The sequence below is a fragment of the Bradyrhizobium sp. CSS354 genome (assembly GCF_029051725.1).
Taxonomy (GTDB): Bacteria; Pseudomonadota; Alphaproteobacteria; order Rhizobiales; family Xanthobacteraceae; genus Bradyrhizobium.
The window spans coordinates 92,558-112,380 of sequence record NZ_JAACFU010000003.1; the positions used below are offsets into that span (position 1 = coordinate 92,558).

Here is a 19,823-nt window from a genome sequence, read left to right on the forward strand (position 1 = left end):
GCGCGGCCCTACACCGAGACCGCGTAGATCTCGTACTCTCCGCGCACCAGCTCGATATGCGCGCGCATCGCGGCGGCGGCGCCCTGCTTGTCGCCGCGCATGATGGCGACGACGACGCGGTCGTGCTCGGCTTGGGATTTGGCGAGGCGGCCGAGATTGCGGAACTGGGCGCGGCGGAACGGCTGCACACGCACGCGCGTCGCCAGCGTGATCTCGGCGATGTAGCCGTTCTGCGATCCCGCATAGATCGCATTGTGGAAGCGCTCATTGACCTCGTGGAAGCGATCGGGATTGCCGGCGTAGCTCAACACCCGCAGCTCTTCGTGGATGGCCTCGAGGCCGTGACGCTCAGTGGCGGACATGCGCTCGGCGGCCAGACCCGCGCACAGCGCTTCCAGCTCCGCCATCGCCTCGAACATGCCCGTCAGCCGTTCGAACGAGGGCTGCGCCACCACCGCGCCGCGATGGGCGCGCGCTTCGACGAGGCCGCTTGCCACGAGCTGGCGCAGTGCTTCCCGCACCGGGGTGCGCGAAACGCTGAAGCGGCGCGCGATGTCGGTCTCGTCAAGCGGCGCGCCGGGGGCCAGGGCTCCGCGCACGATCTCGTCGGCGAGCTGCAGGCGCAACTCCTCGGCGCGCGTGACCTTGTGCGCTGATGGCGACGCCCGGTCGACACGCGGCACCGCCGGTTCGAGCGGCAGCGTTCCGGGCGGAAGATCGTCAAGCGTCATACGGTCGGGTCTCTTTCGGCTCGTCGATGATGCTGACATGGGCCGCGACGACGCGCCAGCCCTCCGGGAATTTTACCCAGGTCTGCATCTGCCGGCCGACCTTGCCCGGCATCGTGTCGCGATAGAACAGGGTGGAGGCGACCGCTGTGTCGCGGCCATAGCTGGTGATCACGGTTTTCGCAGTGCGGCGATTGAGACCGACCGGCGAGCGCCCGGCGCGAAAGCCGGAGATCGCTTCATAGCCGTAGAGGTTCTCGCCGATGCCATAGCGCAGCGTGCGGGGATCGTTGCGGAAGAGCTCGCCGAGCACTGCGACGTCGTTGGTGATCAGGGCCTGCTCATAGCGCTCGAACGCGGCTTTGACGTCCGCGATCACGTCCGGGAGATCGATCTCCATCTCAAAATCCTTTTGGGCTGGGCGCGGCGGCGACGCCCATCTTCTCCAACGCGTACGCCACACGCAACGCGATGTCCTCGCGCCATGGCGCGGCGATGATCTGCACGCCGATGGGCAATGGCTCGAGCGGCACGGGGACTGCGACCACTGGCAGGCCGATGAAGGAGATCGGCTGGGTGTGGATGCCGATATTGGCGCGCACCGGCAGCTCGACGCCGCCGAGATTGAAATTGACTTGGCCGAGCTTTGGCGCAGTGCACGGCGTCGCGGGCGCGATCAGCACGTCGACGGATTTGAAAATCTCAGCGAGCTGCGCACGATACCAGCGGCGGAATTTTTGCGCGCGGTCGACCAGCGGCGCCGGCACCATGGCGCCCGCGATCAGCCGGTCGCGCACGGCGGGATCGAAGTCGTTCGGCCGCTTGCGCAGCCGATCGAGATGCAGCGAGGCGCCCTCGGTGGTGGTGATGACATAGGCCGCGGCGCGGGCGCGCGCGGCTTCGGGCACGTCCACCACGCGCGTTGCGCCCAGCGCCTTGGCGACGCGGCTGACGGCTTCGACCGCTTCCGGAAACAGATTCTGCTGGAAGTAGCCGCCGGCAATCGCGATGCGCAGGTCCGAAACCGGATTGGCAAGCAGCGGCGTCGTCGGCTCCAGACCACGTGTGGTGGTGCAGGCGGCATCGTCGGCATCCGGTCCCTGCATGGCGTCATAGGCCAGCGCGAGATCGGTGGCGGAGCGCGCGAACGGTCCGAGATGATCGAGGCTCGCGACGAACGGAAAGGAGCGCGCCCGCGAGAGCCGGCCATAGGTGGGCTTCAGGCCGAAGATGCCGCAGAACGAGGACGGCACGCGGATCGAACCATTGGTGTCGGAGCCGAGCGCGATCGGCACCAGCGCGCCGCCGACGGCGCTGCCGGATCCGCCCGAGGAGCCGCCGCTCATCCGCGTGGTGTCGTGCGGGTTGCGCGAGGGACCGTCATGAACGTTCTCACCGGTGAAGTCATAGGCGTATTCGCCCATATTGAGCGCACCGACCAGCACGGCGCCGGCCGCATCCATGCGCTCGATCAGCGTGGCATCGCGCTTGGCGGGCGCGAGGTCGCGGTTGATCTTCGAGCCGGCGCGGGTGGCGAGGCCCGCGATGTCGAACAGATTCTTCACCGCGAAGGGCACGCCGGCCAATGGGCCGACGGTCTTGCCGGCGGCGATATCGGCATCGATCGCGCGCGCTTTGGCACGGGCGCGATCGGCGGTGACGTCGGTGAAGGAGTTGAGGATGGCGTCGTGCTGCGTGATGCGCGCAAGCGCTGCTTCGGTCGCATCGAGCGCCGACATCTTGCGGCCGGCAACCGCGCTCGCGATCTCGGAGGCCGTCATCTCTGGCTTGGTCGTCATGGCGGCGTCAGACCGTGAACACGGGCGCCGGCTCGGTCTCGTCCGGCAGCGCGAATTCGTCGACGAGGCGGCCGAGCCGCAGCGAGACCTCGAGATTGGCGCGTATGGACGACCTCCATGCTTCCTCGACGGGCAACGCCAACGCTTTCGTGACAGCGTCGATATAATCGTCCAGCGGTTCGGCCATCACGCTCCCAAACAAGTTCTCAGTGTGCGCCCAGGGTCTGCAGCGGCGGGTGTGGGATCGCCGTCAACAGCTCCTTGGTGTAATCGTCCTGCGGATCGCTCAAGACCCTCTCGGAAGATCCTTCCTCGACGATTCGACCCGACCGCATGACAATGACACGATCGCACAACAAGCGCACTACGTTCAAATCATGCGAGACGAACAGATAACTCATACCTAGCCGCGCCTTGAGGTCCTGGAGCAGATTGAGGACCACGGCCTGGACCGAAACGTCGAGCGCGGCGGTCGGCTCGTCCAGGATGACGAGTTTTGGGTGCAGGGCGATGGCGCGGGCAATGCCGACGCGGGCTTTCTGGCCGCCCGACAATTGGTGCGGGAAGCGATCCAGCAGATTGTGCGGCAGGCCCACCATGGTGGCGAGCTCCTCGCAGCGGGCGCGGAGCGCGTCGCGCCCCCTGATGTCGCCGAGTTGGATGATGGGATCGGCGATGGCACGCAAGGCGGTGAAGCGCGGATTGAGGCTGTCGGTCGGATCCTGGAACACCATCTGGATGCGGCTGCGCTGCGGCAGCCGGGCAAAGCCGGCGGGCGCGATGGCACCGATGTCCTCGCCGTCGAACTGGATCAGGCCGGAGGTCTGGTCCAGCAGCCGCATCACCATCATCGACGTGGTCGATTTGCCGCAGCCGGACTCGCCGACCAGGCCGACACTCTCGCCGTGACCGACCGAGAAGCTGATGCCGTCGACCGCGCGGAACACGTCCGGCTCGACCGGCGGCTTGCGGCCGAACAATTTGCCGAGCGTGGCTGTGGCGCCCTGGCGGGGATATTCCTTGACCAGCTTGTCGATGAGGAGAAGGGACTGCCCGCTGTTCCTGGCCTCGTCCTGCGAAGCCTGATGGATGACCGGGTCAGGCCCAGCCACGACGGCTGAGCCTTCCTCCTCCGGCAACAGATCCCGCAACGACACGCCGAGCCGCGGCGTCGCGCGCATCAGCTTCTTCGTGTAGGGGTGCTGCGGGTTGGCGAAGATGTCGGCGGCCTTGGCGGTCTCGACCACCCTGCCCTTCTCCATCACCACGACGCGGTCGCAATAGGCTGCGGCAAGGCCGAGGTCATGCGTGATCAGGATGGTGGACATCGCCTTGCGCTTGGTCAGCTCGACGATCAGATCCATCACCGCCTTCTGCGTGGTGACGTCCAATCCGGTCGTCGGCTCGTCCGCGATCAGCAGCTGCGGATTGCAGGCGAGCGCGAGCGCGATGACGACACGCTGGCACATGCCGCCGGACAATTCGAACGGATAGGCGTGATAGCGTTCGCGCGGGCGGGCGATCTTGACCTGCTCCAGCGCCTCGATCGCCTTTTCACCACGGTCTGAAACCATGGCCTGCTGGACATGGGTGCGCAGCACGTCCTCGATCTGGTCGCCGACTTTCCGGATCGGGTTGAGCGCGGCGCGCGGATTCTGGAAGATCATCGAGACTTCGCGACCGCGCAAATCGCGCATCTGGTCTTCGCTCGCGGCCTTCACGTCGATGCCCGAGAACATCACCGAGCCCTCGGCGATCCGCCCCGCGCGGTCGAGGATGCGCATCACCGCATACGACGTCACCGATTTGCCCGAGCCGGACTCGCCGACGATCGCCAGCGTCTCGCCCTTGGCGACGGAGATGTTGACGTGCTGGACGGCTTTGACGATGCCGCGGCGGGTGGTGAATTCGACGGTGAGGTCCTGGACGTCGAGCAGGGGCTGGGCGGTCATGGATGCCTCCCAACTAAAAATGTCGAAAACAACCCCATGCACAGTAGAACGGGATTGATTTCATTGGAGAATTTCGAGCGCAAATTTGCGCGGAATCCAGCCATCACGTCCTCCGCTGGGGGTCGACGATGTCGCGCAGGCCGTCGCCGAGGAGGTTGAAGCAGAACACCGCGATCATCAGAGCGAGGCCCGGGAATAGCGCGATCCACCATTCGCCGGACACCATGAAGCCGGCGCCTTCGGCGACCATGATGCCCCACTCCGCCGTCGGCGGACGGACGCCGAGGCCGATGAACGAGAGACCGGCGGCGTTGAGGATGGCGTACCCCATGGTCAGCGACATCTGCACGATCATGATCGGCATGATGTTCGGCAGGATATGCACCAGAAGGATGCGAAATTCGCCGTTGCCGGACAGCCGCGCCGCCTGCACGAAGCCGGCGTTGCGGCGCACGTTCGCTTCAGCGCGCGCGACGCGGGCATAGAGCGGGAAGTTCACGATGGCGGTGGCCAGGATGATGTTCTGCACGGTGTTGCCCAGCGCTGCGACGATGCCCATCGCCAGCACGAACAGCGGAAACGCCATGATGGTATCGGCGATGCGGCCGACGATGCGGTCGGTCCAGCCGCCGAAATAGCCGGCCGCAATGCCGGCGAGCCCGCCCATCAAAAACACCAGCGCGACGGAGGCGACCGCGATGAACGTATCGAGCCGCGTCGCCACCACGACCCGGCTGAAGATGTCGCGGCCCAACTGGTCGGTGCCGAACCAGTGTGCCGCCGACGGCGGCTTCAGCGACGCCGCGGTGTCGGACGCCAGCGGGTCATACGGCACCACATAGGGGCCGAAGATCGCGGCAAGGAGGATCACGATCAGCAGCGCGAACGCAAAGCCGGTGACCTTGTTCTCGCCGAGCACGTAGCGGGTCTGGTCGAGCAACGCAACGAACCCTGACGTCCGCGCGGGACCGACGGGCTCAACAGCAGGCGCAACGGAGCTCATTGTGGTCCCCTACCCTTCCAGCCGCACGCGCGGATCGATCACGCCATAGAGAATATCGATCACGAGATTGAGCAGCACGTACATGACCGCCATGGTCAGCACGAACCCCTGCACCGGCGCGAAGTCCGACGAGATCAGCGCCTCCACCGCATAGGACCCGATGCCGGGCCAGGCGAACACCTTCTCCACCAGCACGTTGGCGCCGAGCAGGAAGGAGAACACCATGCTGAGCGTGGTGATGACCGGGAGCATCGCGTTGCGGAAGGCGTAGGTGACGATGACGGTCGCGGGCGACAGGCCGCTGGCCCGCGCAGTCCGCACAAACTCGGACGACAGTACCGCCAGCATCGAGGCGCGCGTCATGCGCGCGATGGGCGCCAGCGAGAAGATCGCAAGCGTCGTCGCCGGCAGGATGAGCTGGCTGCATGCCGAGCGGAACGCCTCGAAGTCACGCGCGATCAGGGTGTCGATCAGATAGAAGCCCGTGATCGTCGGCGGTGCGCTGTAGAACACATCGAGCCGGCCGAGCGGCGCGGGCGACCAGCCGAGCCGGAAATAGAACACATAGACCAGCACGAGGCCGGTGAAGAACACCGGCAGCGAGACGCCGGCCGTCGTCGTCACACGACATAGATGATCGACCCATGAGCCCGGCCGAGTCGCCGCCAGCACGCCGAGCGGGATGGCGATCACGATCGAAACGATGAGGCCGAGCAGCGTCAGCTCGGCGGAGGCCGGCAGGCGGTTGCGGATTTCGGCCGCAACCGGCTGGCCCGTGGTGAGCGAGTTGCCGAAATCGCCATGGGCGAGATCGTTGGTGTAACGGAAGAACTGCTCGATCAGCGGCTTGTCGAGACCGAGCTTCTTGCGGATCTGCTCGACAGCTTCCTTCGTTGCGGCGGGGCCGGCGAAATATGCAGCGGGATCGCCCGGCAGCGCGCGCGTCAGCAGGAAGGTGACGATGACGACCCCGATCAGCGAGGGAATCGCGAACATCAGGCGCTTGCCGATCATGGTCAGCATGGGGTGCTCCTTCTGCTCTGCGTTTGTGAGCGGGTTCGCGCCACCTGCTCCGCTGCGCCCCCTCTCCCCTTGTGGGAGAGGGTTGGGGTGAGGGGTAGCCCCAAGCGAGGTCGGAGTTCGTGGCTACCCCTCACCCTGCCCCTCTCCCACAAGGGGAGAGGGAATGAGAGAGCGGTGGCCACCTCACTCAGAAAGAGAGTCGACGACGCGACCATCTCGCCCGCCACGCGCCCTCACCCCTTCGCCATCGCGCGATAATCCAGGCGGCGGTGGAACCAGTATTGGTAGCCGCTGATGTTCTTCTGCATCGCGACGTTGACGAAGGGCTGGTACAGCGGGATGCGCGGGATGTCGCTGTAGGCGAGGTCGACGAAGCCCTTCACGTCGGTGTCGTAAGTCGCGGTGTCGCCGGTCGCGGCGGCCGTGCGTGCGCCGTCGATCAGCTTGTCCATCTCCGCCGACTTGTAGCTCATGGTGTTGAAGACGGAATTATTGCCGTGATAGCACCAGTAGAAGAAGTATTCGGGGTAATCGAGCCAGCCCGAGAACACGTTGGTGAAGAGCGGCATCTCCTTCTTGTTCAATTCGGTACGCCAGTTGGCGCCGGGCACCTTGTTGATGGTGGTTTTGATGCCGATCTGGGCCAGGCTCTCCTGCACCAGCACGCAGAGCGGCTCGTTGACGCCGGCGAAATTCAGGTCGAACGAGATCGTGGTCTCGAAGCCGTTGGGATAACCGGCTTCAGCGAGCAGCGCCTTCGCCTTGTCCATGTCGGTGTTGTATTTGTGCGGCTGCGGCCAGGCGACTTCGGTCGGCTTGTCCTTGGCGGCCCCGAACATGGGGTTGGCCAGCCCGAACATCACCGCGTCCATGATCTTTTGATAGGGAATCGCGTAGGCGACCGCCTGACGTACCTTGGGATTGTCGAACGGCGGCTTGGTCACGTTCATGCCGATATACTGGATGCCGTTGGAGAACGGCAGCGACACCACGTTGAGCTTGCCGCTCGCCTTCATCTCCTGGAAATCCTTGAACGGCAGCTCGTAGGAAATGTCGGCGTCGCCGCGCTCCAGCAACGCGCGGCGATTGCCGGCCTGCGGCACCATGCGCCAGATCACGCGCTTGATCTTCGGCAGCGGGCCGCCGACCCAATCGTCGTTGCGCTCCATCACGACTTCAGTGCCGGCGGTCCACTTCGTCACCTTGTAGGCGCCGGAGCCGGCGGTCTGCTGCTTGGTGTATTCAAGACCCCACGGATCTTTTTCGCTGGCGTTCTTCTTCACAAGCTCGGAGTTGACGATGCAGGGCACGATCACCGCGAGATCGGGGATCGTCAGCTTGTCCTTCTTCAGGAAGTCGATACGCACCGTGTAGTCGTCGATCACGACGAACTGCTCGGGTTTCGTGAGCGAGCCCGCGCTCATCTGGAAAGTGGGAAAGCCGCCGACGCTGACGGCGCGGTCGAGCGACCACTTCACGTCCTTGGCGGTGACGGGCGCGCCGTCGTGGAATTTGGCGTTCTTCTTCAGCTTGAAGGTGACCGACATGTCGTCGATCTTGAAGTCCTCGGCGAGTTCGCCCTTGAACTTGTCGCGGTCGTAATAGGGCACGCCGCCGGGGCCGGTCTTCATCTCGTGGCTGATCAGGCGGTCGTAGCAATTCCAGGACACCTCATAGCCGGGCACATTGGTGCCGACACCGTGGATGTCGAGATTGTTGGGGCCGCCTTCCGAGACGATCAGCAGCGTCTCCGAGCGCGCATCGGCCTGGGCCGACGAGATCACGGACGGCATGGCCGGAAGCGCCGCGCCTGCGGCCAATCCGGAAACGGACTTGAGGAAATCGCGGCGCTTCATGAAATGGCTCCAACACAAAGTTTTCTGGTTGGAACTGGATTCGCAAGGTTCGTGCCAAGGCTTAACGAGAGTTTACCTCTCGGCATAACATGCTGAAGTTACAAGTAAATTTCCAAGTGCGTGCGACGTGATCCTGGCGCAAGGCGCTCGGTATTGCATACAAAGAGGCGTATTTGCCCATAAAATGAGCTGCATGGAGCAGCGGCTTGCTTGGTGGGCGGTGAATTCCACTGCCGTCATCCTGGCGCAAGCCAGGACCCATTACCCAGGGCGAACTGCGGCGCGAAGCTGGCAACCACGAGTCTTCGCAAAACCCCTCCTTGGGGTAATGGGTCCTGGATCAGCGCTGCGCTTGTCCAGGACGACGGCGGGGATCGCCGGCGATCACCCCGGCCAGATCACGTCCTGGAGCTCGACGAGATCGTCCGCCTGCTCCTGCCAGCCCTCGATGCAGATGTGGCTGTTGAGGTCGCTGGCGCGATGCAGCAGCATCAGCGCCATCAGGCGGCGCTTGAGCGCGAAGTCGGGCTTGGCGTAGCCAAAGCCTTCGAGCAGGCTGCGCACGCGACCCGGCCGGCCCGCTGCCATGAAGGCGCTGGGGCCGAGCAGATCATAGTCGCGGCATCCCGCCAGCACGTCGCCGAAGTCGAACAGGCCGGCGAGCGACCATTGATCGTCATGGCAGGTGAGCAGGAAGTTCTCCGGAATGTATTCGCCGATCAGGATCACCGGCGGCGCATCCATCGGAATGAGCGCGGCCGCATCACGCAGGAGGTCGTCGAGGCCGGCGAGAAATTTTGGCGCAAGGCCAAGACGCGTGTGCCGCGCCTTGCAGCCCTGCATCTGGGCTCGCATGAAGTCGTCCCAGCGCGGCTGGATCTGCGCGAGCGGGCCGAGCGGGGCCCGCTGCACGGCGGCGATGGTCTCGCCGACCTGGCGCAGCACGTGCTCCTTCTGCGCCTCCGGCAATTGCCGCCAGACCTCCGAACCGAGCGTGCCGGCAAGGCGCGTGATGATCAGATAAGGCCAGCCGTCGCGCGTCCCTTCCGCGACGATTTCGGGGATCGGCAGATGAAGGCGGCCGGCAAGCTGCGTCAGCGAGCCGCGCTCGGAGACGAACTGCGCACGGAGCAGCGGCGGGAACATTTTCAGGATCAGCTTGTCGCCGAGCCCGACGACGAGATTGGTGCCGGTCGAAAACACGTGCGGGGAGCTGACATCGAGATCGTGGCTGCGGGCGATGTCGATGGCGATCGGCAGCCATCGCGGAGGGTCGGCGCGAAAGGCGCGAAAGGCGTCGGCGTCGGCGTCGGCGAAAGTTGGCAAGATTTGCGATGGAACGCCGGTCATGCGCGCCCGATCAGGCAAGCGGGTTTTGGTTGATTTGATGCGCGCCAAGCAGACGGTGCACCTCTCCCGCTTGCGGGGGAGGTCGGCGCGAAGCGCCGGGTGGGGGTTCTCTCCTCTAGGGGATTGTCCCTTTGCGGAGAGACCCTCGCCCCAACCCTCTCCCGCAAGCGGGAGAGGGAGCGCACTTCCTTCGCGGTTAAAGAGAGGTCCAATCTGAGAACTCTACCGATCCGGGCTGGCGCGCTCGAACTGGCGCAGGATCTTGTTGCCGCGCTCGACCGCGGCATCGAGCGCTGCTTGCGCGCTCTTGCGGCCGGCAAAGGCCTGCTCCAGCTCGTCCTCGATCGCGCCGCGGATCAGTACGAAGGAGCCGAGCCGGATCCCCTTGGAATTCTCCGTCGGCGGATGCAGCGTGATCTCCTCGAACGAGATCGCCGAGCCCGGATTGCGCTCGTAAAAACCCTGCGCGCGCGTCAGCTCGAAGGCAGCGCGGGTAACAGGCAGATAGCCGGTGTTCTGGTGCCAGGCGGCTTGCACGCCGGGCTGGGACAGATAGGCGAAGAATCGCGCCACGCCCTTGTATTCCTCGCGCGGCCGGTCGCGCAGCACCCACAGCGTGGCGCCGCCGATGATCGAGTTCTGCGGCGCGCCCTTCACGTCGGGCCAATACGGCATCATGCCGTACCCGATCTCGAATTTTGAATTCGCCTTGATGTCGGCGCGCGTCGCCGAAGAACCGATGAAGATGCCGCATTCGCCGTTCTGAAAGCGCGGCTCGGCCGACTGGCCGCGGCCGCTATAGTCGAACACCTTCGTCTTCTGCCACTCGCTGAGCTCGGCGACATGACGCACCAGAGACGGATTGTTGATGGTCAGCTCGGCATCAAGCGCGGCGAAGCCGTTGGTCCGCGTCGCCAGCGGCAGGTTGTGGAAGGCTGAGAAATTCTCGACATGGATCCAGGACGGCCAGGAGGTGGTGAAGCCGCACACCGCGCCACGATCGCGCAGGCGCTTTGCAGCGGCACCGAGCTCCGGCCAGGTCCTCGGCGGCGTCTCCGGGTCGAGCCCTGCGTCGCGGAACATGGTCTTGTTGTAATAGAGGATCGGCGTCGACGAATTGAACGGGAAGGACAAGAGATTGCCGGCCGCATCGGTGTAGTAGCCGGAAACCGCGGGAAGGTAGTCATTGAGCGAGAACGGCTCGTTCATGTCCCGCATCAGGCTGAAGACGGGATAGATCGCGCCTTTGGCCGCGGTCATGGTGGCGGTGGCGACCTCGTTGACCTGGACGATCGCGGGCTGGCTGCGCGAGCGAAAGGCGAAGATCGCGGCCGTCACGGTCTCGGTGTAATTGCCCTTGTAGGTCGGCACGACGCGATAGTCCGGCTGCGAGGCGTTGAAGTCGGAGGCGAGCTTCTCGAGCTGGCGGCCGAGCTCGCCGGACATGGCGTGCCACCACGCGATGTCGGTCGCGGCACGCACCGGCGCGGCCAGTGAGAGGGCCGCAACGGCGGCGGCGACCTGCAACAAGCGCAATGCTGAAATCACGATGGCTCTTTCCATGCCGCACGACGAAAGCGGCTGTCCCTGCTTAAGGCGCGGCATTTGCGGTTTCAACCGGGAATGAGCCCCGGCCGCGACGCACAATCACGCAGCAGTGCCGCGCGGGATGGCCTTCCCACGACCATCTGCTAGATTGCATTGAACCTTTTCCTCCCGCCATAGACTCCACCACTGAGGGGTTGAGTGTGCCAGTGTTGAACCGTGCCGAACGCTCGCGGACCGGGGTGGTTTTCGTCGCGCTTCTGATCGCCATCTGCGCGACGGGAGCCGCTGCGCGGGAGTTCCGCGCCGCCGACACCCAGACCGAGGATTATCCGACCGTGCAGGCGCTGCGCTACATGGGCGCCCTGATCGCCGAGCGCAGCGGCGGCCGGCACGAGGTCAAGGTGTTCCACTCCCGCCAGCTCGGCGAGGAGAAGGAGACCATCGAGCAGACCCGGGTCGGCGCGATCGATCTCAATCGGACCAATGTGGCGCTGATCGGCAACTTCGTTCCGGCGATGAACGTGCTGGCGATGCCGTTCCTGTTCCGGTCCATCGAGCACATGCAGAAGGTGCTGGACGGTCCGGTCGGCAGCGAGATTCTCGGCAGCTTCGAGCCCTACGGCTTCGTTGGCCTCGCCTTCTACGATTCCGGCGCGCGGTCGATCTACAACGGCGCCCGGCCCGTGCGGAGTGTCGCGGACCTCAAGGGATTGCGGATCCGGGTGCAGCAGTCGGAGTTGATGAGCCAGATGATCCGCTCGCTCGGCGCGGAGCCGGTCGAGATGCCCTATGGGCAGGTGCTTGCCGGGCTTGCCAACCACCTGATCGACGGCGCCGAGAACAACTGGCCATCCTACGTGACGACGGACCATTACAAGCATGCCGGCTACCTCGCCCTCACCGAGCACACGATGAGCCCCGAAGTGCTGGTGATCTCGTTGAAGGCCTGGAAAAGCCTGTCGGCCGACGACCAGACCATCTTCAGGGAAGCCGCGCAGCGCTCCAGCCGGTTCATGCGCGAGAAATGGCGCGACCTCGAGGAGCAGTCGCAGCACAAGGCGGAAGCAGCGGGCGTCACCATCGTCAGGGATATCGACCGCAAGCCGTTCGAGGACGCGATGGTCGCGATCTACGCCAAGGCCGGGCAAGATCCGGCCGCGGCCGCGCTGATCGAACGCATTCGCAAGGTGGAGTGAGGCCACTTGCCCGGGCTTGGACACAGCGAGCATGCAGACAGGTCGCCCGGCCCGATGGGGCGGCTGCGTGCGCGGCTGGTCGGCGTGCTCCGGGCCGTGCCGATTCGCTGGCGCATCCTGTCGATCGCGGCGCTGAACTCCGCCGTGGTCATCGTGCTGGTTGGGCTGATCTGGAACGGGTCGCAGGTGCTCGGCTCGGCCTGGGATGACGTGCGCCAGGTGCGCGAGTCCGACCGGATCCTGGCGCTGCTCGAAAGTGAGACCGGGCGGCTGCACAATCTGATCCACCGCTACATCAACCAGCCGAGCCCCGACCTGTTCGCCGAGATCCTGCTGCTGCGCGAGGCGGTGCTGGGGACGCTGACCAACCGCGCCGCCAAGGACCCGATGCTGTCGGGCTCGGTCGAGGAGCTGGAGCGCACCACCGACCGCTTCCTCAACGGCTTCGGCGAGCTGCGCGGCGTGCAGGCCACCATCGCCAGGACCTATGAGGATCAAGTGCAGGGACCGGCCAGGGATATGGCCGGCCTTTACTCCATCATCGAAGGCGCCACCGGCCATCGCGACGCGCTGATCTGGCCTTCGCTGGGCAAGTCGCGCGAGGCCTTCACCGCGATGCTGGTCGCGGCCAATTCCTACTATCTGTCGCTGTCACCGGGTGCGGCCGACGACGCCCGCCGCAACACCGAGACGATCGAGAAGACCATCCCCGTGATGATCGATCTCGCCGACAACGACCTCCAGCGCATGGCGCTGCGACGGCTGGCGGCCCGGACCGCCGCGCTGCGCGAGGGCTTTGCAAAGCTCTCCGAGCAGCTCATGAACCGTACCGAGCTGCTGCGCAACACCATCGACGCCAACCAGGCCGAGGCGATCGGCGCCATCGACGACCTCTCCACCAAGATGCGCCAGCGCGAGCAGAAGGCGCAGGAGACGTTCGACCGCACGCTGGCGGACATTTCCCGTCGCGTTCTTTCCATCGCCGTGATCTTCCTCGGCATCATCCTCACCGCCGGCGTGCTGATCGCGCTGTCGATCCGGCTGCCGCTGCAGCAGATCATGGCGGCGATGCGCGCGATCACGCTCGGCGACCTCGGCCGCGAGGTACAGGGCACGCGCGCGCGCGACGAAGTCGGCGCCATGGCCCGCGCGGTGGAAGTGTTCCGCGAAAACGCGATTGCGAAACGTGAGACCGAGGACGAGCTGCGCGCGTCCAAGGAGAAGGCCGAAAGCGCGCTACTCGAGCTCAACGCCGCGCAGCAGAATCTGATCGATGCCGAGAGGCTCGCAGCCCTTGGCGGCCTCGTCGCCGGCGTTGCGCACGAGGTCAACAATCCGATCGGCATCAGCCTCACCGTTGCGTCGAGTTTTGCCCGGCGCACGGAGATCTTCGAGGCGCAGCTCAAAGGCGAAGGCGGCCTGCGCCGCTCGCAGCTGGAGGAATTCGTGCAGTCCTCGCGCGACGCCTCGCAGCAGCTGGTCGCCAATTTGCAGCGCGCCGGCGAACTGATCCAGTCGTTCAAGCAGGTCGCGGTCGACCGCTCCCACGCCGAACGGCGGCAGTTCTCCCTGAGCGAAGCCACCGACCAGATCATCGCGAGCCTGCGCCCGGTGCTGAAGCGCTCGCCGATCACGCTCCATGTCGACATGCCCGAGGGGCTGCTGCTCGACGGCTATCCCGGCTCCTATGGCCAGATCCTGACCAATTTGTTCCTCAACGCCGCCAACCACGCCTTTGCCGACGGCCGCGCCGGCACGATCACGATCTCGGCGCGGCCCCGCGGGGCCGACGACGTCGAGATCATCTTCACCGATGACGGGGCCGGCATGACCTCCGACGTGCAGCGCCAAGCCTTTGACCCATTCTTTACCACCAGGCGCAATGAAGGTGGCACGGGACTCGGCCTCCATATCGTCTATAACCTTGTCACCCAGCAGCTCGGCGGTCGCATGATGCTGGAATCCAAGCTGGGACAAGGCACTACATTTCGCATTATCATGCCCCGGGTCGCCAGGGGCGGCGGGCAAAGCACAGAGACTGACGGGACTTCTCAATGGCCGAACAGGACGATGTCCTCCACCTGATCGACGATACCGGTACTGCATCGGAGGATGTTGACGCCCGGAAATGGAAGATCGCCGTCATCGACGACGATCCGGCCGTGCATGACGGCACGCGTTTTGCGCTCTCGGACTATTCCCTCAACGGCCAGGGCCTGGAGATCCTCTCCGCCCATTCCGCGGCGGAAGGCCGCAAGCTGATGGCCGCGCACAGCGACATCGCCGCCGTGCTGCTCGACGTCATCATGGAGACGGATGTCGCCGGCCTCGAGCTGGTCGAGTACATCCGCAACGAGCTCAAGAACGAGACCGTGCGCATCATCCTGCGCACCGGACAGCCGGGCCAGGCGCCCGAGCGGCGCGTGATCGTGCAGTACGACATCAACGACTACAAGGCCAAGACCGAGCTCACCGCCGACAAGCTGTTCACCTCGCTGACCGCGGCGCTGCGCTCCTACCAGCAACTCGAGCGCATGCTGCAAACCCGGCGCGGGCTCGAGATCATCATCGACGCGGCCTCGACGCTGTACGACTTCAAGTCGATGCAGCGGCTGGCCGAGGGCGTGCTGACCCAGCTCGCCTCGCTGCTCAACGTCGATTGCGCCGGCATCCTGGTCTTGCGCGACAATGGCGGCATCGACCCCGAGCTCTCGGTGCTCGCCGGCAGCGGCTGCTACAGCCGCTTCATCGGCACGACCTCGTCGAAGGCGCTCGACCCCGATCTGCGCGCGATGGTGGAAGCCGCTTTCCAGGGCCGCAAGAACGAATTCGCCGACCACCGCAGCGTGATCTATTTGCGCACCGGAAGCGGCCGCGAGGTCGTGGTGCTGCTCCAGGCCGAGCGCGAGCTGTCCGAGACCGACCGCTCGCTGGTCGAGATCTTCTCCAGCCGGCTCTCGATCGCCTTCGACAACGTCATCCTCTACCAGCAGCTGCAGGCCGCCAACACCCAGCTGGAAGACCGCGTCGCCCAGCGCACCCGCGCGCTGATGCAGGCCAACCGCCGGCTCTCGGCGCAATGGCTGCGGCTGCAGCGCGCCAACGGCTTCAAGAACGAGATCCTCGGCACCGTCGCCCACGATCTGAAGAATCCGCTCGGCGTCATCCTCGGCCGCACCGAGATGCTGAAGGAGCTGATCTCGACCGGCGCGTCGTCAAGCGGCGTGGTCGCCCAGGTCGATCACATCCGCGATGCGACCAAGCGCCTGACCACGATGGTCGATCATCTGATCTCGGACGCGATGGCCGATGCCTTCGACATCACCATCCGCCGCGAGCCGGTCGACGTCGCGGCCCTGGTCAAGGAGGTCGCGGAAGCCAACCAGCCGCTCGCCGTCAACAAGCAGCAGGCAATCAGCGTCACCGCGCCCGTCAACATCGTCACCATGTGCGACACCGACCGCATCCGCGAGGCGATCGACAATCTGATCAGCAACGCCATCAAATACTCACCGATCGGCGGCAAGATCGGCGTCATCGTGAACCATGAGGGCGGCGACACCATCGTCCGCGTCAGCGACGAGGGCGCCGGCCTGTCGCCGGAGGATCTCGGCCGCCTGTTCGGCCGGTTCCAGCGGCTGTCGGCAAAACCGACCGCCGGCGAGAGCTCGACCGGCCTTGGGTTGTCCATCGTCAAGCGTATTATCGACATGCACGGCGGCGAGGTGACCGCCGAGAGCGAGGGCCCCGGCAAGGGCTCGACCTTCACCATCACCCTCCCCGCGACCGAAATTCCGTGATCTCAGGACCATGACCCAAAGCCAGCACATCATGATCGTCGACGACGAGGCCCCGGCCCGGGAGATGGTCGGCGATTACCTCAAGATGCACGGCTTCACCGTGACGCTGTGCGACGGCGGCAAGTCCTTGCGCACGGCGATCGACGGCAGCATGCCCGACCTCGTCGTGCTCGACCTCAACATGCCGGAGGAGGACGGGCTCTCGATCATCCGCGACCTCAAGAGCCGCATCAACGTGCCGGTGATCATGCTGACGGCGACGGCGAGCCCGATCGACCGCGTCGTCGGCCTCGAACTCGGCGCCGACGATTACGTGGCCAAGCCGTGCGAACTGCGTGAGCTGATGGCGCGCATCCGCTCGGTGCTGCGCCGGAGCGTGCCGGCGAAAGCCGTGGGGGCGGAAACGGCGGCTGCGAAGTCGGACAAGGAGCAACTGGTACGGTTCGGGACGAAGTGGCTCGATCTCGAAGCGCAGGCCTTGCGCGACGACGAGGGCAACGAGCACCCGCTGACCGCATCCGAGTTCGGGCTCTTGAAAGTGTTCGCGGCCAATCCGAAGCGCGTGCTGTCGCGCGAGCGCCTGCTGGAATTGGCCAATGCGCGCGACGCCGAAGCCTTCGACCGCGCGGTCGATCTGCGCATCATGCGCATCCGCCGCAAGATCGAGCCCGATCCCACAAAACCCGCCGTGATCCGCACCATCCGCGGCGGCGGCTATTTGTTCTCGCCGGCGGGCGAGAAGGCGTAGGGGCCCCATCGTCGTCCTGGCGAAAGCCAGGACCCATTACCCCAGGGAGAAGTTGTGGCGCGAGGCTGGCAACCACGCGTCTTCGCAAAACGTCTCCCTGGGGTAATGGGTCCTGGATCGGCGCTCGCTTTGCTCGCTTGTCCAGGACGACACGGTGAGTGCGAACTCAAACCCCCGGAATACGTTCCCGGCGCCTCCGTCCGCCTCCAATCCCCACTCTCGTATTTTCCGTACATTGAAATTCCAGGCTTTTTTGCCCCGAATGTTTCGTCGCGGCTAATCCGACGAAACAATTTGATGGCGCACGAAACCATTTTCCCCTTTTCGTGCAGACGTCCCGAAACGTTGGCTCATTAACACTTTGGTCCAAGGAAACGCCGCTCGGTTGCGGCGCTACGGGGAGCCAAGTCAATGCCGAACGTCATCGCCATCAACGCCCAAGCCAGCCAGAGCATCATTGCCGCTCAGGCGACCTCGGACGACATGCTTCTCGAAAGCATTGCCGACGGCAACCGGACGTCGATGCACATCCTTTATTGCCGGCACAATGTGCGCGTCTACCGCTTCATCCTGCGGATCGTGCGCGACGCCACCACCGCGGAAGACCTCGTCAGCCAGGTGTTCCTGGACGTGTGGCGGACCGCTGGCCAGTTTCAGGGCCGCTCGCAGGTTTCGACCTGGCTGCTCTCGATCGCCCGCTTCAAGGCGCTGACCGCGATGCGCCAGCGCCGCTTCGAGGACATCGACCAGGAAGACGTGCGCCAGATCGCCGACGGTTGCGACACGCCGGAGACCTCGCTCGACCGCAGCGACACCAGCGCCATCCTGCGCGCCTGCGTTCAGAAGCTGTCACCCGCGCATCGCGAAATCATCAACCTCGTCTACTACCATGAGAAGTCGGTGGAGGAGGTCGGACAGATCATCGGCATCCCGCAGAGCACGGTGAAGACCCGGATGTTCTACGCCCGCAAGCAACTGGCCGAATTGCTTAAGGGCTGTGGCGTCGAGCGCTTCGCCGCCTGAAGCTCAGCTATTTCAATGGGATAGGACTTTTGTTTTGGCCCTATCCCGGACACGGAAGTGTTACCGCCGACGAAACAATTGAAACAAAGCACAACATCAGGCGGAAAAACTTCCCTCCTATAAGGCTCACATACGGTTTCGTTAAACCTCCCAAGACCTCCAACGACCCGGACGGGATGCCCCCCTCCGGGTCGTTTTGTGTCTGGGGTAACGCACGCGGCGCCAGCGGTGCTGGGCACGGCGCTTCCTTGTCGTCATGGCCGGGCTTGTGCCGGCCATCCACGACTTCCCCGCGGTCCAAAGACGAGGATGCTCGGGACAAGCCCGGGCATGACGCCCCCCTGCGAATTCGTGTCCCCGTCACGAACGTGTGACGGCGCGTAACGTCCGACACATCCATCCCGAACAGCCCTCGTGACCCCCTTCACGAGTGCCCCATGCTCGAACTTCTCTTCGCTGTCCTCGCCGGCATCCTCACCATCGCCGCGCCCTGCACGCTGCCGATGCTGCCGATCCTGCTCGGCGCCTCGATCGGCCGCAGCTCGCATCTGCGCCCCGCGATGATCGCGCTCGGCTTCGTCATCTCGTTCTCCGCGACCGCGCTGTTGCTCGGCGCCATCACGCGGCTGTTTGATTTCGATCCGAACGTGCTGCGCGAGGCGGCATCGATCCTGCTGCTCGGCTTCGGTCTGTTGATGCTGTGGCCAGCGCCATTCGAATGGCTGTCGATCCGGCTCAATGGCTGGCTCGATCTCGGCAACTCCGGCGCTACGCAGCGCGAGGGCGCGCTCGGCGGGCTCGTGCTCGGCACCACGCTTGGCTTGGTCTGGACGCCCTGCGCCGGCCCGGTGCTCGGCTCGATCCTGACACTGGTCGCGACCACGAAGAATGTTGGCTGGGCCGGCACGCTGCTGGTCGCCTACGCGATCGGCGCAGCGATTCCCATGCTGGCGATCGCCTATGGCGGGCAGGCCGCGACGACGCGGGTGCGCAGTCTCGCGCGCATTTCGCCAAGGCTGCAGCAGGGCTTTGGCGTCGTCGTGATCGGCTTCGCCGTCGCCGCCTATTTCCAATACGACACGCTGATCTTGGCGTGGCTCACCGGCTTCTATCCCACCGGCCAGATCGGCCTGTGATCATCGCGCATCTCAACCGGAGGACTCGTCCATGACTTTCAAACTGCTCGCCGTCTCCGCCGCACTGATCGGCATCGCCATAACAGGCGCCGTCATCCCCGGCATCTGCGACGAAGCCGCGCGCGCCGTTCCTGTCGTCACCGCCGCCGCCAGCCAGGACAGCGCGCCCGACTTCACCGGCATCAACAACTGGTTCAACTCGAAGCCGCTCAATATCGCCGATCTCCGCGGCAAGGTCGTGCTGGTGGATTTCTGGACCTATGGCTGCGTCAACTGCGTCAACACGCTGCCGCACGTCACCGAGCTCTATGCCAAGTACAAGGACAAGGGGCTCGTCGTGGTCGGCGTGCACACGCCGGAATTCCCGTTCGAGCGCTCGGCGTCCAATGTGCAGGCGGCGCTGAAGCGCCACGGCATCACCTATCCGGTGGCACAGGACAATGATTCCAGGACCTGGAATGCGTACCGCAACCGATATTGGCCGACGCAATACATCATCGACCAGAACGGCAAGATCGTGTTCCAGCACGAGGGCGAAGGCCGCTATGACGAGATCGATCGCACCGTTGGCCGGCTGCTGAACGCCAACAGCTAACACGCGGCGCTGGTCTCGCCGTTGTTGCTTGACTCCACGGACCCGTCCGTGGAGTTTCGCGGGCCA

17 protein-coding genes are annotated in these 19,823 nt (G+C 65.0%); 7 read left to right on the top strand and 10 right to left on the bottom strand.

What is annotated here, in order from left to right; genetic code table 11:
• Window positions 1–8: 8 nt before the first annotated feature.
• From GWG67_RS07540 to ugpB, 10 genes are all read right to left on the bottom strand, one after another.
• Complete coding sequence (locus tag GWG67_RS07540) at window positions 9–731, bottom strand: GntR family transcriptional regulator (RefSeq protein WP_275168490.1); 723 nt, start codon at window positions 729–731, stop codon at window positions 9–11.
• Window positions 721–1,128, bottom strand: coding sequence for an oxalurate catabolism protein HpxZ (gene hpxZ, locus GWG67_RS07545; RefSeq protein WP_275168491.1), 408 nt, complete (start codon window positions 1,126–1,128; stop codon window positions 721–723). The genes GWG67_RS07540 and hpxZ overlap by 11 nt, the downstream gene beginning before the upstream one ends.
• A 1-nt stretch (window position 1,129) precedes the next feature.
• A complete protein-coding gene (locus GWG67_RS07550) occupies window positions 1,130–2,527 on the bottom strand; it encodes an AtzE family amidohydrolase (RefSeq protein ID WP_275168492.1) in 1,398 nt (465 codons plus the stop codon).
• Between the two features lie 7 nt (window positions 2,528–2,534).
• Complete coding sequence (locus GWG67_RS07555; RefSeq protein ID WP_007615797.1) at window positions 2,535–2,714, bottom strand: DUF4089 domain-containing protein; 180 nt, start codon at window positions 2,712–2,714, stop codon at window positions 2,535–2,537.
• Between the two features lie 19 nt (window positions 2,715–2,733).
• Entirely contained in the window at window positions 2,734–4,479 is a 1,746-nt protein-coding gene (locus tag GWG67_RS07560) for an ABC transporter ATP-binding protein (protein ID WP_275168493.1), read from the bottom strand.
• A gap of 103 nt (window positions 4,480–4,582) precedes the next feature.
• On the bottom strand, window positions 4,583–5,482 hold the full coding sequence (locus tag GWG67_RS07565) for an ABC transporter permease (RefSeq protein WP_247357577.1): 900 nt from the start codon (window positions 5,480–5,482) through the stop codon (window positions 4,583–4,585).
• Between the two features lie 9 nt (window positions 5,483–5,491).
• Window positions 5,492–6,505, bottom strand: a complete 1,014-nt coding sequence (locus tag GWG67_RS07570; protein ID WP_275168494.1) for an ABC transporter permease — start codon at window positions 6,503–6,505, stop codon at window positions 5,492–5,494.
• Between the two features lie 233 nt (window positions 6,506–6,738).
• Window positions 6,739–8,361: an ABC transporter substrate-binding protein gene (locus tag GWG67_RS07575; RefSeq protein ID WP_275168495.1), complete on the bottom strand. Its 1,623-nt coding sequence runs from the start codon at window positions 8,359–8,361 to the stop codon at window positions 6,739–6,741.
• Between the two features lie 384 nt (window positions 8,362–8,745).
• Entirely contained in the window at window positions 8,746–9,711 is a 966-nt protein-coding gene (locus tag GWG67_RS07580) for a phosphotransferase (protein ID WP_275168496.1), read from the bottom strand.
• A gap of 222 nt (window positions 9,712–9,933) precedes the next feature.
• Window positions 9,934–11,274: a sn-glycerol-3-phosphate ABC transporter substrate-binding protein UgpB gene (ugpB, locus tag GWG67_RS07585; RefSeq protein ID WP_275169136.1), complete on the bottom strand. Its 1,341-nt coding sequence runs from the start codon at window positions 11,272–11,274 to the stop codon at window positions 9,934–9,936.
• Window positions 11,275–11,459: 185 nt separating this feature from the next.
• Here ugpB and GWG67_RS07590 point away from each other — a divergent pair, with 185 nt between their 5' ends.
• The 7 genes from GWG67_RS07590 to GWG67_RS07620 all read left to right on the top strand — a co-directional run bounded on the left by GWG67_RS07590 (window position 11,460) and on the right by GWG67_RS07620 (window position 19,757).
• A complete protein-coding gene (locus GWG67_RS07590; RefSeq protein ID WP_275168497.1) occupies window positions 11,460–12,455 on the top strand; it encodes a TRAP transporter substrate-binding protein in 996 nt (331 codons plus the stop codon).
• A gap of 54 nt (window positions 12,456–12,509) precedes the next feature.
• Window positions 12,510–14,540, top strand: a complete 2,031-nt coding sequence (locus GWG67_RS07595; RefSeq protein WP_275169138.1) for an ATP-binding protein — start codon at window positions 12,510–12,512, stop codon at window positions 14,538–14,540.
• On the top strand, window positions 14,510–16,255 hold the full coding sequence (locus GWG67_RS07600; protein ID WP_275168498.1) for a DUF3369 domain-containing protein: 1,746 nt from the start codon (window positions 14,510–14,512) through the stop codon (window positions 16,253–16,255). Before GWG67_RS07595 ends, GWG67_RS07600 begins: the two co-directional genes overlap by 31 nt.
• A 10-nt stretch (window positions 16,256–16,265) precedes the next feature.
• The gene (locus GWG67_RS07605; protein WP_275168499.1) at window positions 16,266–17,003 is read left to right on the top strand and encodes a response regulator; all 738 of its coding nucleotides are present in this window, start codon (window positions 16,266–16,268) and stop codon (window positions 17,001–17,003) included.
• A gap of 411 nt (window positions 17,004–17,414) precedes the next feature.
• Complete coding sequence (locus GWG67_RS07610) at window positions 17,415–18,026, top strand: sigma-70 family RNA polymerase sigma factor (RefSeq protein WP_275168500.1); 612 nt, start codon at window positions 17,415–17,417, stop codon at window positions 18,024–18,026.
• Window positions 18,027–18,463: 437 nt separating this feature from the next.
• A complete protein-coding gene (locus GWG67_RS07615; RefSeq protein WP_275168501.1) occupies window positions 18,464–19,162 on the top strand; it encodes a cytochrome c biogenesis CcdA family protein in 699 nt (232 codons plus the stop codon).
• A 31-nt stretch (window positions 19,163–19,193) separates the two neighbouring features.
• Entirely contained in the window at window positions 19,194–19,757 is a 564-nt protein-coding gene (locus GWG67_RS07620) for a thioredoxin family protein (RefSeq protein WP_275168502.1), read from the top strand.
• Window positions 19,758–19,823: the final 66 nt, after the last annotated feature.

Bases quoted from the DNA above. Each gene is read 5' to 3' on its own strand.
- GWG67_RS07595 (WP_275169138.1), top strand. From the start codon at position 12,510: ATGGGGCGGCTGCGTGCGCGGCTGGTCGGCGTGCTCCGGGCCGTGCCG.
- GWG67_RS07615 (WP_275168501.1), top strand. From the start codon at position 18,464: ATGCTCGAACTTCTCTTCGCTGTCCTCGCCGGCATCCTCACCATCGCC.
- GWG67_RS07575 (WP_275168495.1), bottom strand. From the start codon at position 8,361: ATGAAGCGCCGCGATTTCCTCAAGTCCGTTTCCGGATTGGCCGCAGGC.
- GWG67_RS07560 (WP_275168493.1), bottom strand. From the start codon at position 4,479: ATGACCGCCCAGCCCCTGCTCGACGTCCAGGACCTCACCGTCGAATTC.
- GWG67_RS07580 (WP_275168496.1), bottom strand. From the start codon at position 9,711: ATGACCGGCGTTCCATCGCAAATCTTGCCAACTTTCGCCGACGCCGAC.
- GWG67_RS07600 (WP_275168498.1), top strand. From the start codon at position 14,510: ATGGCCGAACAGGACGATGTCCTCCACCTGATCGACGATACCGGTACT.
- ugpB (WP_275169136.1), bottom strand. From the start codon at position 11,274: ATGGAAAGAGCCATCGTGATTTCAGCATTGCGCTTGTTGCAGGTCGCC.
- hpxZ (WP_275168491.1), bottom strand. From the start codon at position 1,128: ATGGAGATCGATCTCCCGGACGTGATCGCGGACGTCAAAGCCGCGTTC.
- GWG67_RS07565 (WP_247357577.1), bottom strand. From the start codon at position 5,482: ATGAGCTCCGTTGCGCCTGCTGTTGAGCCCGTCGGTCCCGCGCGGACG.
- GWG67_RS07540 (WP_275168490.1), bottom strand. From the start codon at position 731: ATGACGCTTGACGATCTTCCGCCCGGAACGCTGCCGCTCGAACCGGCG.
- GWG67_RS07610 (WP_275168500.1), top strand. From the start codon at position 17,415: ATGCCGAACGTCATCGCCATCAACGCCCAAGCCAGCCAGAGCATCATT.
- GWG67_RS07605 (WP_275168499.1), top strand. From the start codon at position 16,266: ATGACCCAAAGCCAGCACATCATGATCGTCGACGACGAGGCCCCGGCC.
- GWG67_RS07620 (WP_275168502.1), top strand. From the start codon at position 19,194: ATGACTTTCAAACTGCTCGCCGTCTCCGCCGCACTGATCGGCATCGCC.
- GWG67_RS07550 (WP_275168492.1), bottom strand. From the start codon at position 2,527: ATGACGACCAAGCCAGAGATGACGGCCTCCGAGATCGCGAGCGCGGTT.
- GWG67_RS07570 (WP_275168494.1), bottom strand. From the start codon at position 6,505: ATGCTGACCATGATCGGCAAGCGCCTGATGTTCGCGATTCCCTCGCTG.
- GWG67_RS07555 (WP_007615797.1), bottom strand. From the start codon at position 2,714: ATGGCCGAACCGCTGGACGATTATATCGACGCTGTCACGAAAGCGTTG.